Consider the following 13,803-nt stretch of genomic DNA (forward strand, 5'->3'; position numbering starts at 1 on the left):
GCCCGAAATTCTCGCCCCCTCTTACCCGCTAATTGTCTTGCCCGGGGCCGTCAAGGCAAGGGGGGTGACACGAGGTGCCGCCTAGCGCAGCGGCACACGGCCTTGGGGCGTCAGCAGCCAGGCATCGCGTCCCTCGATCACCGCGGCCGAGACCGGCCCGCCATAGCCTGCCGAACTGTCCATGTTCAGCCGGTTGCCATAATGGGTCACGCTGTCGATGGCGGTATGGCCATGCACCACCAGCGCGCCATGATCGCGCGGGTCGTCGTGAAACTCGGCCCGAATCCACAGCAGGTCGTCTTCGGTCTGATCGCGCAGCGCAACGCCCGGCCGGATGCCCGCATGCACGAACAGCGCCTGACCGAACAGCAGATGCGTGGGCAGGGCGGCGATCCAGTCGGCATGGGCCTGCGGGATCGCCTGCAGCGCATCGGCATGCACATCGGCCAGCGGGCGTTCCTCGGGCGCGCGCACGCCGTAGGACAACAGCGTTGGCCCCCCACCCACACGCGGGTGCAACCACGGCCGTTCGGCCCGCAGGTTCGGGTCGCGTGCCCAAGGGTCGTGCAGAAACAGTGAAAACAGCCGGTCGTGATTGCCCTTGAGAACATGCCAGGGTTCGCCCCGGGCCTGGCCCTGCATCAGGTGCTCGATCACCTGTGCCGATTTCAGGCCGCGATCGACCAGATCGCCGACATGGATCAGGGGTGCGGAAAAATCGCCCTCGCGGGCACGGTCGGCGGCGACCAGATCCTGTGCCGTTCGCAACAGATCGAACTGGCCGTGGATGTCGCCGATTGCATAAGCGCGCATCGTCTTCCTCAAAAGCAAAACCCCCCGCCGAAGCGAGGGGTCGGTAGTCTTTGATATTTAGGTCAGGCGACGTTGAATTCCAGAGGCTTGACCTGCTGGAACAGGCCGGTCGCTTCCAGTTCTTTCACAACCGCGGGATCGAGCGCCTCGTCGATATAGGCGATCGCGATCGCTTCGCCACCGGCGGCCGAGCGGCCGAGCGTGAAGTTGGCGATGTTCACACCATGCGAGCCGAGCAGGCCGCCCAGCGTGCCGATGATGCCGGGCACGTCCTTGTTGGTGGTGTAAAGCATGTGGCGACCGACTTCGGCGTCGACGTTGATGCCCTTGATCTGGATGAAGCGCGGTTTGCCATCCGAGAACACGGTGCCCGCGATCGAACGTTCACGCACCTCGGTGACGACGGTCACCTTGATGTAGCCGTCGAACACGCCCGACTTGTCCTGCGTGGTGGTCGAGATCTGGATGCCGCGTTCCTTCGCGATCACCGGGGCCGAAACCATGTTCACGTCGGGGTTCGACTTCTTCATGATGCCGGCGACGACCGCGCAATCCAGCGCCTTGAGGTTCATTTCCGAAACGATGCCGTCATAGGTGACGTTGATCGCCTTGATCGGCTCGTCGGTCATCTGGCCGATGAACGCGCCCAGATGTTCGGCCAGCGCGACCCACGGCCCCATGACCTTGGCTTCTTCGGCGGTCATCGACGGCATGTTCAGCGCGTTCTCGACCGCGCCATCCAGCAGGTAGTTCGACATCTGCTCGGCCACTTGCAGCGCCACGTTTTCCTGCGCTTCGGTGGTCGCCGCGCCCAGGTGCGGGGTGCAAACGACGTTCGGCAGGCCGAACAGCGGGTTTTCGGTCGCCGGTTCCACCGAGAACACGTCGAAGGCCGCGCCCGCGACATGGCCCGATTTCAGCAGATCGGCCAGCGCTTCCTCGTCAACCAGACCGCCACGGGCGCAGTTGATGATGCGCACGCCTTTCTTGGTTTTTTCCAGGTTTTCGCGCGACAGGATGTTGCGGGTGCTGTCGGTCAGCGGAACGTGCAGGGTGATGAAATCCGCGCGTTTCAGCAGCTCGTCCAGTTCCACCTTCTCGACGCCCATCTTCTCGGCCTTCTCTTCCGAGAGGAAGGGATCGTAGGCGATGACCTTCATCTTCAGGCCCTTGGCGCGGTCGCAGACGATGCCGCCGATGTTGCCCGCGCCGATCACGCCCAGCGTCTTCGCGGTCAGCTCGACGCCCATGAATTTCGACTTTTCCCATTTGCCCGCATGGGTCGAGGCCGAGGCCTCGGGGATCTGGCGCGCCACGGCGAACATCATCGCAATCGCGTGTTCGGCGGTGGTGATCATGTTGCCGAAGGGCGTGTTCATCACGATGATGCCCTTCTTCGACGCGGCTTCCTTGTCGACGTTATCGACACCGATACCGGCGCGGCCGATCACCTTGAGGTTGGTGGCCTTTTCCAGCAGCGCCGCGGTGGCCTTGGTGGCCGAGCGGATCGCCAGGCCGTCATAGTTGCCGATGATCTCGGCCAGTTTCTCTTTGTCCTTGCCGAGTTTCGGCTGGAAATCGACCTCGATGCCACGATCCTTGAAGATCTGGACGGCGGCGTCGGAGAGTTCGTCGGAGATGAGGACTTTGGGGGCCATGATCTGGGCTCCTGAAATTTTGGACTTGGGGGAAAGGGCGGGCAGGGCTGCCCGCCGCGCTTTCACTTGGGATCAGGCTTGCGCCGCGATCTCGGCTTCGAAGGCGTATTCGAGCCAGGGCAGCATCGCCTCGATATCGGCCTTCTCGATGGTCGATCCGCACCAGATCCGCAGACCGGCGGGCGCATCGCGATAGGCGCCGATGTCCAGCGCAACACCTTCTTTTTCCAGCCGTTTGGCAACGGCTTTCGCGAAGGCGGCCGCGTCCTTGATGCGGTCATCGGTGAATTTCAGGCAAACGCTGGTGGTCGAGGCCGTCGCCGGGTCCACCGCCAGATTGGCGATCCACGGACGCGCCGCGCAGAAATCCCACACGGTCTGGGCGTTGGCGGCGGCACGCGCCACCAGGCCCTTCAGGCCGCCCACGGTCTGCGCCCATTTCAGCGCGACCAGGTAATCTTCGACCGCCATCATCGAGGGCGTGTTGATGGTTTCACCGACGAAGATGCCTTCGATCAGCTTGCCGCCCTTGGTCATGCGGAAGATTTTCGGCAGCGGCCAGGCCGGGGTGTAGCTTTCCAGCCGTTCGACGGCGCGGGGCGACAGGATCAGCACGCCATGCGCGCCTTCACCACCCAGCACCTTCTGCCAGCTGAAAGTCACGACGTCGAGCTTGTCCCAGGGCAGATCCATCGCGAAGGCGGCCGAGGTCGCGTCGCAGATGGTCAGGCCCGCGCGGTCCGCCGGGATCGCATCGCCATTGGGCACACGCACGCCCGAGGTGGTGCCGTTCCAGGTGAACACGACATCCTTGTCGAAATCGACGGTCGCGAAATCGACGATCTCGCCGTAGCCGGCCTTCTTGACGGTGGCGTCAAGCTTCAGCTGTTTCACGACATCGGTGACCCAGCCTTCGCCAAAGCTTTCCCAGGCCAGCATCTCGACCGGGCGCGCGCCCAAGAGCGACCACATCGCCATTTCCACGGCGCCGGTGTCCGAGCCGGGCACGATGCCGATGCGGTAATCCGCCGGCACGCCGAGAATGTCACGGGTGGTCTCGATCGCCTCTTTCAGCTTGGCCTTGCCGACGGCGGCACGGTGCGAACGGCCCAAGGGCGCGTCGGCGAGCATATCGAGGGTGAAACCGGGGATCTTCGAGCAGGGGCCCGAGGAGAAGCGCGGATTAGCCGGCCGCGTGGCCGGTGCAGTCGTATTCGTCATGGTATCCTCTCAGATAAACGCCCCTCGTTGGGGAGGGGTGTCCCGTCGCCGGACATACGGGCAGGTCCGCTCTGGCACAAGCGGGAAAATTGCGCTAATGCGCCGCATCTGCACACAAATGCGACACCGCGCTCCACTATCGGAAACTTCCCATGTTTATTGCGACCCTGCTTGCCGACCCGAAAGCCGCCAACCTTGACCGGGTGACGGTGGAATCCCTGCGTGATGCCTGGGCGGGGGGCGAGGCGCGCTGGCTCAACCCCGGGGTGGCCGCGGAATTCGCGCTGCCCGAGGTGCCCGCGAATCAGTGGGAGGTCTGGGAAGGTCTGCAGGGGCTGGGCGTCGATCTGGTGGTGCAACCGCAGGCCGGGCGGCGCAAGGCGATGCTGCTGGCCGATATGGACAGCACGATGATCCAGCAGGAATGCATCGACGAGTTGGCCGATGTGGCGGGCGTGGGTGCGCGGGTCAAGGACATCACCGCGCGCGCGATGAACGGCGAACTGGATTTCGAAGGCGCGCTGACCGAACGTGTGGGGCTGCTCAAGGGCCTGCCCGAAAGCGTGATCGCCGAGGTGATCGAGACCCGCATCACCTTCATGCCGGGCGGGCACGACTTGCTGGCCACGATGAAGGCGAACGGCGCCTATGCGGCGCTGGTGTCGGGCGGGTTCACCGCCTTCACCGGCCATGTCGCGGGCACGCTCGGGTTTGATGAAAACCGCGCTAATACGCTGCTGATCGAGGACGGCTTCCTGACCGGCACCGTGGCGCGCCCGATTCTGGGCCGCGAAGCCAAGGTGCAGGCGCTGGTCGAGATTTCGGCACGTCTGGGGATCGGCCACGATCAGGTGATGGCGGTGGGCGATGGCGCCAACGATCTGGGGATGCTGGGGCTGGCGGGGGCGGGCGTTGCGCTGCACGCCAAACCCAGTGTCGCGGCGCAATGCGACATCCGCATCAATCACGGCGATCTGACGGCGCTGCTGTATATCCAGGGCTACGCGGTCGATCAGTTCGCCTGAACCGCGACCCCGTTTCGCCAGATGCCGGTCAGGTGCCAGTCGGCATCGAAATGCACCAGATCGGCGGGCAGGCCGGGAGCTATGCGCCCCGCGGGCGCGCCGATCAGCGCGGCGGGGCGCGACGTGGCCATCGCAAGGGCCCTATCGGGCGCAAGGCCCAGTTCGGAAATCAGAAACCGGATCGCCTGCGGCAGGCTCAGATCGGCCCCGGCGAGCGTGCCGTTTTCCAACCGCAGCGCGCCATCGCGGCGCAGGATACGCCGCCCGGCCAGCGGAAATTCGGTCATGTCCGTGCCCGCCACCGCCATCGCGTCGGTGACCAGAAACAACCCCTCGGGCCGGGCCGCCAGTGCAAGGCGCAGGTTGGCGGGATGCACATGGATGCCGTCGGCGATCAGCCCGGCCGCGAAGGGCAGCGTCAGCGCGGCCCCGACCAGCCCGGGTTCGCGCCCGCCGATCTGGCTCATCGCGTTGAACAGATGGGTGACGCCGCGCGCGCCCGCATTCAGCGCTGCCGCGGCCTCGGCATATGTGCACTCGGCATGGCCCAGACAGACGACGACGCCGGCCTGCGCCAGCGCCGCGATCTGATCGGGGCGGGCAGAAGCGGGGGCCAGCGTGATCATCAGCGCGGGCAGGGCGGCGGCGGCCCGCAGGTAACGCGCCAGATCGTCGTCATTCATCGGACGAATCAATCCCGGCGGATGGCAGCCGGGTCGTGCCGGGTCCAGATGCGGGCCCTCCAGATGCAGGCCCAGAAACCCGGGCACGCGCCCCGTGGCGGCGATGCCCGCGGCAATCACGGCTTCGGTCGCGGCAGGGGTGTCTGTAATCAGCGTGGGCAACAGGCCGGTGGTGCCAAGGGCGGCGTGGGCCGCGCAGATCGTGGCGATCTGATCGGGGGCGGCGCCGTCCAGCATCACGCCGCCGCCGCCGTTCACCTGCAGGTCGATCAGCCCCGGCGCCAGCGTGCCGCCGGGCAGCGCCTGGCGCGGGCCTGCGGGGGCTTCGTCCTCGGGCAGGATCGCAGTCACCGTTCCGTTCCCGATCACCAGCGCCTGCCCGGTCCGGCGTGTGGCCCCGTCGAAGATCGCGGCGCCGGTCAGGATCAGATCGGCCACTCTTTCTCCTCCTGCGCCATCCACAGCGCGCCATCCACTGCCGTGCCCAGCGGTGTGCGCACCGGCCAGTCGGGCAATGCCAGCGTGGGGCCAAGCCCCCCCAGCCAGCAGACCGGCAGGCACGCGCCATCGGGCTGCAGATGCGCGATCAGGGCGCGGATTTCGGCGCGCGCAGCCTCCAGCACGGCATGGGCGGCCGGATCGTTGCGCGCGGCCAGAACCCGCGGCACCAGGGCCGCATAATCCGCAGGCGTCGCGTGCAGGCTGAAGCTGACGATGCCGGGGCCGCCGCCCATTTCGCCACACAGGGTGGCCAGCAGCGGCGTCGCAGCGACGAGCCCATCCAGCGCCCGGGTGGCCCGCATCAGGATGGCGCGGCCGATCCAAGCGCCCGAACCTTCATCGCCCAGCCGCAGGCCCCAGCCCCCGACCGAGCGGATTTCGCCGTCCAGCTGACGCGCAAAGACCGAGCCGGTGCCAAGCGCCGCGACGATCCCGTCATCGTTATGCAGGGCGCCGCGCACCGAAATCACGATGTCCTGCACCACCCGCAGATGCGCAAACGGCATCGAGGCGGCCAGTTGCTGCCCCGCGCCCGACAGGTTGGCCCCCGCCACGCCCAGCACGGCGCGCACCGCCGAGGGTGGGCAAATCCCGGCCATCGCCTGCGAACAGGCGGCCAGAATATTCGCACGGGCCATGTCGTAATCCGTTGCGATATTCGCGGGGCCCGCACGGCCTTCACCAAGCCTGCGTCCCGTATCATCGCAGAGTGCTGCGCGGCATCCGGTGCCGCCGCCGTCCAGCCCTAGAAAATACATCGAACCCCCAAGTGCTGATGCACCATGCCAAACCTGTCTGGGCAACAAAAGAAAAAAGGGCAGGTCGGGCACATTGCGCGCCGATCCGCCCCGCTCCCGGCGGCATGTAACAAATGCCGTGCGGCTGCGAAATGGACTTTATCCCCCCGCTGCCGCTATGACGAGAGGCAGGGGCCGACCGAAGGACAAAGCGTGCGCAAACCAATCCTTTTTCTGGTGGTGCTGGGGCTGGCGGTGCTGGCCGCCGTTCTGGTGGCCGAGCCCGATCTGGCGGCCTTGCGCGGTTGGCTTGTGCAGGCCGAGTCGTTGCGGGCGGCGCATCCGCTGGCGCTGGCGGCGGGGTTTTTCGCGCTTTATGTCGCCGTCACGGCGGTTTCGCTGCCCTTTGCGGTGTGGCTGACCTTGCTGGGGGGCGCGCTGTTCGGGTTCTGGGCGGCGCTGTTGTTGGTGTCGTTTGCCGCCTCGGTGGGGGCGACGCTGGCGTTTCTGGCGGCGCGGTATCTGGCACGGGACTGGGTGCATGGGCGCCTGGGGCCGCGCGCGGCGCGGATCGAGGCGGGGCTGGCGCGCGACGGGGCCTTCTATCTGTTTTCGCTGCGGTTGATTCCGGTCGTGCCGTTCTTTGCGGTCAATCTGGCCTTTGGGCTGACGCCGATGCGGGTGGCCACGTTCTACGCGGTCAGCCAGCTGGGTATGGTGCCGGGCACTGCCGCCTATGTGTTTGCGGGCACGCAACTGGCACAGATCGACAGCCTGTCGGGCATCCTGTCGCCCGGAGTTGTGGCGGCGCTGGTCACGCTTGGGCTGTTGCCGTGGATCGCGCGCGGGGTGCTGCGGCTGATCGCGGGCGCGCGGCGGCGGGCACGCTGGCCGCGACCTGCGCGGTTTGATCGCAATCTGGTGGTGATCGGGGCGGGGGCTGCGGGGCTGGTGGCGGCCTATGTCGCGGCGGCGGCCCGCGCGCGGGTGACGCTGATTGCCGAGGGGCCGATGGGCGGAGACTGCCTGAATACCGGCTGCGTGCCCTCGAAGGCGCTGATCGCCAGCGGCAAGGCGGCGGCGGCTGCGCGGGGGGCGCATCGGCTGGGCGTTTGTGCCGCGCCGCAGGTCGATTTTCCGGCCGTAATGGCACGGCTGCGCGGGGTGATCGAGGCGATCGCCCCCAATGATTCCGAAGCGCGTTATTGCAGTCTGGGGGTCGAGGTGATCCGGGGCCATGCCCGGCTGGTTGATCCCTGGACGGTCGAGGTCAACGGCACCCGGCTGACCACGCGGGCGGTGGTTCTGGCCACGGGCGCCGCGCCGGTGATCCCGCCGATCCCGGGGATCGAGGCGGCACATCCGCTGACCTCGGAAACGCTGTGGGATCATCTGGCCGGGCTCGATACGCCGCCTGAAAACCTGCTGGTGCTGGGCGGCGGGCCGATCGGCTGCGAACTGGCGCAGGCGCTGGCGCGGTTGGGTGCCGGGGTCACGTTGCTCGAATCCGGGCCGCGGCTCTTGCCGCGCGAGGAACCCGAGGCCAGCGATCTGGTGGCCGCCAGCCTGCGGGCCGATGGCGTGCGCCTGCTGCTGGACAGCCGCGTTGACAGGTTCGAGGGCGTGCAGGCGGTGCTGGAGGATGGCACGCGGCTGGGGTTCGGCACGCTTCTGGTCGCCGTGGGGCGGCGGGCGCGCTTGCAAGGTCTGGGGTTGGAGGAGTTGGGGATTCCGGCCGACCGGGTGATCGAAACCGGCGCCTATCTGGAAACGCTGCACCCGAATATCTTTGCTGCGGGCGATCTGGCGGGGCCTGCGCAGCTGACCAATGCCGCGGGTCATCAGGGCTGGATCGCGGCGGCCAATGCGCTGGCCGCGCCGTTCTGGCGGTTCCGCGCCGCCGCCGCAGCGATTCCGGCAGCCGTCTTCACCAGCCCCGAGGTGGCGCGGGTCGGCCTGACCGTCGCCGAAGCGGCAGCGCGGGGACTGGCGGTGGAAATCACCCGCTATCCGCTGGCCGATCTGGACCGCGCGATCACCGAGGGCGCGACCACCGGGTTCGTGCAGATCTTGACCGCACAGGGCCGCGACCGGATTGTGGGCGCAACGGTGGTGGGCGCACAGGCGGGGGAGATCGTGGCGGAATTTGCACTGGCGATGCGGCATGGTCTGGGTCTGGGCAAGATCCTGTCCACGCCGCATATCTACCCCAGCTGGTCCGAGGCCGCAAAGAACGCCTCCGGGCGCTGGAAACAGGCGCGCGTCAACCCGCGCCTGCTGGCCTGGGCCGAACGGTTTCATGGCTGGAGGCGCGGATGATCGACGCGGCCCTCCTGCCGATGCAGCGCGCCGTGCTGGCCGGTCCGGCGCAGGGGCTGGCCGCGCGGGGCGTGGGCGCCGATCAGGTCACGCTTGTTGGGTTTGCACTGGGGCTGCTGGCGCTGCCTGCGCTTTGGGCGGGGCTGTGGCCGCTGGCGTTGGTGCTGATCTTGCTGAACCGTCTGGCCGATGGTCTGGACGGCGCCATCGCGCGCATCGTTGGGCCCACCGACCGGGGCGCCTTTCTGGATATCGCGCTTGATTTCCTGTTCTACGCGCTGGTGCCGCTGGGATTTGCGCTGGCCGATCCGGCGCGCAATGCGCTGCCAGCTGCGGTGCTGATCGCGGCCTTCGTGGGCACCGGGTCCAGCTTTCTGGCCTTTGCCAGCATCGCGGCCAAACGCGGCTTGCAGGCGGGGGCCTATCCCGCCAAGGGGATCTATTATCTGGGCGGGCTGACCGAGGGGGCCGAGACGATCGCGGTTTTCGTCGCCATGTGCCTGTGGCCCGCCGCCTTCCCGGCGCTGGCGTTGCTGTTCGCTGCCGCCTGCCTGCTGACCACCCTGAGCCGCTGGCTGATCGGCTGGCGGGCATTTTCTGAAAGGTAACCGATGCGACTTTTGCTTGCCGCGCTTTTGCTGGGCGCCAGTCCCGCGCTGGCCGACTGGTCCGACACCCTGGCCGAGGCGCGTGGCCAGACCGTCTATTGGCACGCCTGGGGCGGCGATCCGCGCACCAATGATTTCATCGCCTGGGCCAGCACCCAGACCGAGGCGCGCTATGGCGTGACGATCGAACAGGTAAAGCTGACCGACACCGCCGAGGCGGTCGCCCGTGTGCTGGCCGAACAGGCGGCGGGGCAGACGACGGGCGGCGCGGTCGACCTGATCTGGATCAACGGGCCGAATTTTCTGGCGATGAAAGAGGCCGGGCTGCTGCACGGGCCCTTCGTGGCCGATCTGCCCAATGCGCGCTTCGTCGATCTTGGCCCGGATGCCCCGGCCTCGGTCGATTTCACCGTGCCGGTCGAGGGGTATGAAAGCCCGTGGCGGCTGGCGAAATTCGTCTTTGCCCATGACGCCGCGCGCGTGCCAGAGGTGCCCGCGACGATGGCGGGGTTTGTGGACTGGGCGGCGGCGCATCCGGGGCGGATGACCCACCCGAACCCGGCCAATTTCATGGGCGCGAGCTTTCTGAAACAGGCGCTGGTCGAACTGGCGCCCGATCCGGCTGTGTTGGCGCAGCCGGTGACCGATGCCGCCTTTGCCGCGCAGACCGCGCCGCTTTGGGCCTGGTATGACGCGCTGCGCCCGAATCTGTGGCGCCAGGGCACGGCCTTCCCCGAGAATGAGAGCGTGCAGGCGCAGCTGCTGGCCGATGGCGAGGTCGACGTGGCGATGTTCTTCGATCCCGCCGCGCCTGCCGCGCTGATCGAGCAGGGCATCCTGCCTGACACGGTGCGTGTTTTCACCCCCGAGGCGGGCAGCATCGGCAACATTTCCTTCGTGGCGATCCCGTTCAACGCGGCCCACCGCGCAGGGGCCGAGGTGGTGGCCGATTTCCTGCTCGAACCGGCGACGCAGGCGCATATGCAGGATGTCACCGTCCTGGGCAGCTATGCGGTGCTGGACCCGGCGCGGCTGGATGCCGATGCGCAGGCCCTGTTTGACGCGCTGCCCACCGCGCCCGCCTTGCCCGCGCTGGCCGATCTGGGCCCGACCCTGCCCGAGCCGCACGCCAGCTGGATGACCCGCCTGACGGCGGAATGGGCGGCGCGCACCGCGCCGTGACCGGGCTGCGGGTGGCCCTTCTGCTGCTGATCGGCGCGCCGGTGGGGCTGGGCGCCGGGCTGACAGCGCTGGCCGCCTTGGGCTGGCAGCCCGGGTTGGGCGGGGATCTGTCGCTGGCCGGGTTTGCGCAGGCGCTGGCCCTGCCCGGGATCGGGCGCAGTGTCTGGCTGACGCTGGTCACCGGGTTGGGGGCGACGCTGATCGCGCTGGCGCTGTCGGTGCCGCTGTCGGGCTGGCTGATCGGGCGGGCGGGGGCGGCGCGGGTGCTGGCGCCGCTGTTGGCGGTGCCGCATGCGGCGCTGGCGCTGGGGCTGGCGTTCCTGCTGGCCCCCTCGGGCTGGATCGCGCGTCTGCTGGCGGTGCCGCTGGGTTGGGGTGTGCCGCCCGCCTGGCCCTTGCCGGGCGATCCCTGGGGAGGGGCGCTGATCGTCGGACTGGTGTTGAAGGAGGTGCCGTTTCTGCTGCTGGTCACGCTGGCCGCGGCGGCGTCGCGCGATGTCGCCGCCGAAATGGCCGTCGGGCGCAGTCTGGGCTATGCCCCGGGGCGGGTCTGGGCGCGGCTGATCTGGCCGCAGCTTTACCCCGCGCTGCGTCTGCCGCTGTTCATTACCCTGTCGTTTTCGCTGTCGGTCGTGGATATGGCGCTGATCCTTGGTCCGTCGCATCCCCCCACGCTGGCAGTGCAGATCCTGCGGCTGCTGATGGCGCCCGATCTGGCGCTGCGGGTGCCCGCCTCGGCACTGGCGCTGGTCTTGCTGGGGCTGATCGCTGGGGTGGTCGCACTGTGGATCGGAGCTGAACGGGGCGTGGCGTCGCTGGGGCGGCACATGGTGCGCGCCGGGCGGCGGGGGCGGGCGTGGCCCGGATGCGCCGCCGCAGGCGCGGCTTTGGGGGCCGGGCTGCCGCTGCTGGCGCTGGCGGGGCTGGCGCTGTGGTCCGTTGCCGGGCGCTGGACCTTCCCGCAGCTTTGGCCGGAAGGCCCGAGCCTTGCACGCTGGGGTCGGGTCGATTGGTCCGTGCTGGGCACGACACTGGGCCTTGGCGTGACGGTCACCGCGCTGGCGCTGGCCCTGGCAGTGGCCGTGCTGGAGGCCGAAGACCGCGCCCGCCGCCCTCTGCGGCTTGGGGCGCTGATCGTGCTGCCGCTGCTGCTGCCGCAGATCGGGTTCCTGCAGGGGCTGACCAGCGGCTTTCTGGTTCTGGGCCTTCCGCCGGGGCCTTGGGCGGTGATCTGGGCCGAGCTGTTGTTCGTCTTTCCCTATGTGCTGCTGGCGCTGGCCGGGCCGTGGCGCGCGCTCGACCCTGCGCATCTGCGCGCGGCGGCTGGCCTTGGCGCGGGGCCCTGGCGTGTCTTGGGACGCATCAAACTGCCGCTTTTGCAGCGCCCGCTGATGGTGGCGGCGGCGATCGGTTTTGCCGTGTCGGCGGCGCAATATCTGGCGGTGCTGCTGCCCGGCGCGGGGCGTGTCGCGGTGCTGGCGACCGAGGCGGTGACGCTCAGTTCCGGTGCCGACCGGCGGCTGGCGGCGGTCTATGGCCTGCTGCTGGCGCTGCTGCCGCTGCTGGGATTTGCCGCGGCGTTGGTCGTGCCGGACTGGCAGGCGCGTGATCGGCGGGGGGCGGGCGATGGCTCTTGAACTTCGCGATGTGACGATCGCCGCCCCGGGGGCAGCGCAGCCGCTGTTCGCGCCGATTGGTCTGCGGATCGCGGCGGGGGAGGTGCTGGGGGTGGGCGCCCCATCGGGTATGGGGAAATCAAGCCTGATCGCGGCTATCGCCGGGCATCTGCCGCCCGGGTTCACGCTGCACGGCCAGATCGCGCTGGAGGGCCGTGACCTGCGTGCCCTGCCGGCCGAGCGGCGCGGCGTCGGCGTGATGTTCCAGCAGGCGCATCTGTTCGCGCATCTGTCCATTGGCGACAATCTGGCGCTGGCCCTGCCGCCCGGTGTGCGCGGGCCCGCGGCGCGGCAGGCGGCGGTGGCGCAGGCGCTGGAGCGCGCCGGGCTGGCCGGGATGGCGGCGCGCGCGCCGGCCCGCCTGTCGGGCGGGCAACGGGCCCGGGTGGCGCTGATGCGGGCGCTGCTGGCCGCGCCACGGGCCTTGCTGCTGGACGAGCCTTTCGCCGCGCTCGACCCGGGCTTGCGGGCCGAGATGCGGGGTTTCGTGATGGGCCACCTGCTGGCCGCGCAGATCCCCGCGCTGCTAGTCAGCCACGATGCGTCAGATCTGGCCGCCTGTGCGCGGACCCTTGCCTTGCGCCCGTTTGACACAGTCTGAAGGGTTGTCGCACGGGCGCGGGGACGATAGGTCTGCAGCACGCTGTCTGGGACGATCACATGCCTGTTGCTTCTTATCTTCGTCGCACGCTTGCCGGGCTGAGCCTTCTGGCCGTGGTGGGGGCCTGCGTGCCATCCGAATTGGGCCGTGTGCCCGCGTCGAACCGTATCACCGTGGCGGACGGGACGCTGACGCTTGTCGCGCCGCGCGGCTATTGCGTGGACCCGGCCTCGACGCGCGACACCGCCGAGGGTGCCTTCGTGCTGTTTGGCACTTGCGCGGCGATCTCGCGCGATCCGAACGCACCGCGCCCGGCCTATCGTGCGCTGCTCAGTGCGACGCTCGGCCCGCGGACCACGGAACCGATGGCCGCACGATTCGCGGGAATGGAGGGATTCTTCCGTTCGGAACCGGGGCGCGCCGCGCTGGCCCGATCCGGGCAGGCCAAGGATGTGACGATCGAGAAGGTCACGCGCAAGGGTGATCTGCTGCTGCTGAAGATCAATGACCGTTCGGCGCCGCAATCGGTGCCGGTCGCGGCGCGCTACTGGCGGGCGATCGGGCAATTCGGCGGGCATGTCACGGCGCTGTCCGTGATGCCGCTGCAGGCCGTGCCGCTGGACGATTCCGCGCAGATCGATCTGTTGCAAAGTTTTGCCAGCGCGACGCGCGCGGCCAATTGACCCAACCGGCCGCGCCCGGTGCAAAAAATCCGGGCGTGGGGCAAGACTCTGAAAAGAAATCGCTTCCAGGCCCTTTCGCTTTAGTGGAAACGAAAC

Annotated in this window: 12 protein-coding genes; 7 read left to right on the forward strand and 5 right to left on the reverse strand. The window is 68.5% G+C overall.

Going from position 1 to position 13,803, the window contains the following annotated elements; genetic code table 11:
* Window positions 1-81 precede the first annotated feature (81 nt).
* The 3 genes from P2G62_RS03015 to P2G62_RS03025 all read right to left on the reverse strand — a co-directional run bounded on the left by P2G62_RS03015 (window position 82) and on the right by P2G62_RS03025 (window position 3,692).
* Window positions 82-813, reverse strand: a complete 732-nt coding sequence (locus tag P2G62_RS03015) for a metallophosphoesterase (protein WP_275733389.1) — start codon at window positions 811-813, stop codon at window positions 82-84.
* A gap of 62 nt (window positions 814-875) precedes the next feature.
* Complete coding sequence (gene serA / locus P2G62_RS03020; RefSeq protein WP_275733390.1) at window positions 876-2,471, reverse strand: phosphoglycerate dehydrogenase; 1,596 nt, start codon at window positions 2,469-2,471, stop codon at window positions 876-878.
* Between the two features lie 72 nt (window positions 2,472-2,543).
* Window positions 2,544-3,692, reverse strand: a complete 1,149-nt coding sequence (locus P2G62_RS03025; RefSeq protein ID WP_275733391.1) for a phosphoserine transaminase — start codon at window positions 3,690-3,692, stop codon at window positions 2,544-2,546.
* A 152-nt stretch (window positions 3,693-3,844) separates the two neighbouring features.
* Between P2G62_RS03025 and serB the strand changes: the two genes are divergently transcribed.
* A complete protein-coding gene (serB, locus tag P2G62_RS03030; protein WP_275733392.1) occupies window positions 3,845-4,717 on the forward strand; it encodes a phosphoserine phosphatase SerB in 873 nt (290 codons plus the stop codon).
* On the opposite strand, the gene nagA is transcribed toward serB, so the two are convergent.
* Both nagA and P2G62_RS03040 read right to left on the reverse strand, forming a co-directional pair.
* Window positions 4,705-5,838 (reverse strand): N-acetylglucosamine-6-phosphate deacetylase, encoded by a 1,134-nt coding sequence (nagA, locus tag P2G62_RS03035; RefSeq protein WP_275733393.1) that lies wholly within the window; start codon window positions 5,836-5,838, stop codon window positions 4,705-4,707. The genes serB and nagA overlap by 13 nt on opposite strands.
* Window positions 5,826-6,659 (reverse strand): BadF/BadG/BcrA/BcrD ATPase family protein, encoded by an 834-nt coding sequence (locus P2G62_RS03040; protein WP_275733394.1) that lies wholly within the window; start codon window positions 6,657-6,659, stop codon window positions 5,826-5,828. The genes nagA and P2G62_RS03040 overlap by 13 nt, the downstream gene beginning before the upstream one ends.
* Before the next feature lie 192 nt (window positions 6,660-6,851).
* Between P2G62_RS03040 and P2G62_RS03045 the strand changes: the two genes are divergently transcribed.
* The 6 genes from P2G62_RS03045 to P2G62_RS03070 are packed head-to-tail and all read left to right on the forward strand — an operon-like array spanning window position 6,852 to window position 13,707.
* Window positions 6,852-8,957, forward strand: a complete 2,106-nt coding sequence (locus P2G62_RS03045; protein ID WP_275733395.1) for a bifunctional TVP38/TMEM64 family protein/FAD-dependent oxidoreductase — start codon at window positions 6,852-6,854, stop codon at window positions 8,955-8,957.
* Window positions 8,954-9,565: a CDP-alcohol phosphatidyltransferase family protein gene (locus P2G62_RS03050; RefSeq protein WP_275733396.1), complete on the forward strand. Its 612-nt coding sequence runs from the start codon at window positions 8,954-8,956 to the stop codon at window positions 9,563-9,565. Before P2G62_RS03045 ends, P2G62_RS03050 begins: the two co-directional genes overlap by 4 nt.
* A gap of 3 nt (window positions 9,566-9,568) precedes the next feature.
* Complete coding sequence (locus tag P2G62_RS03055; protein ID WP_275733397.1) at window positions 9,569-10,747, forward strand: ABC transporter substrate-binding protein; 1,179 nt, start codon at window positions 9,569-9,571, stop codon at window positions 10,745-10,747.
* Window positions 10,723-12,384, forward strand: coding sequence for an ABC transporter permease (locus tag P2G62_RS03060; protein WP_275733398.1), 1,662 nt, complete (start codon window positions 10,723-10,725; stop codon window positions 12,382-12,384). The genes P2G62_RS03055 and P2G62_RS03060 overlap by 25 nt, the downstream gene beginning before the upstream one ends.
* Window positions 12,374-13,024, forward strand: a complete 651-nt coding sequence (locus P2G62_RS03065; protein ID WP_275733399.1) for an ATP-binding cassette domain-containing protein — start codon at window positions 12,374-12,376, stop codon at window positions 13,022-13,024. The genes P2G62_RS03060 and P2G62_RS03065 overlap by 11 nt, the downstream gene beginning before the upstream one ends.
* Window positions 13,025-13,083: 59 nt before the next feature.
* Window positions 13,084-13,707: a hypothetical protein gene (locus P2G62_RS03070; RefSeq protein ID WP_275733400.1), complete on the forward strand. Its 624-nt coding sequence runs from the start codon at window positions 13,084-13,086 to the stop codon at window positions 13,705-13,707.
* Window positions 13,708-13,803 lie beyond the last annotated feature (96 nt).

The sequence above is a fragment of the Paenirhodobacter sp. CAU 1674 genome (assembly GCF_029222945.1).
Taxonomy (GTDB): Bacteria; Pseudomonadota; Alphaproteobacteria; order Rhodobacterales; family Rhodobacteraceae; genus Rhodobacter.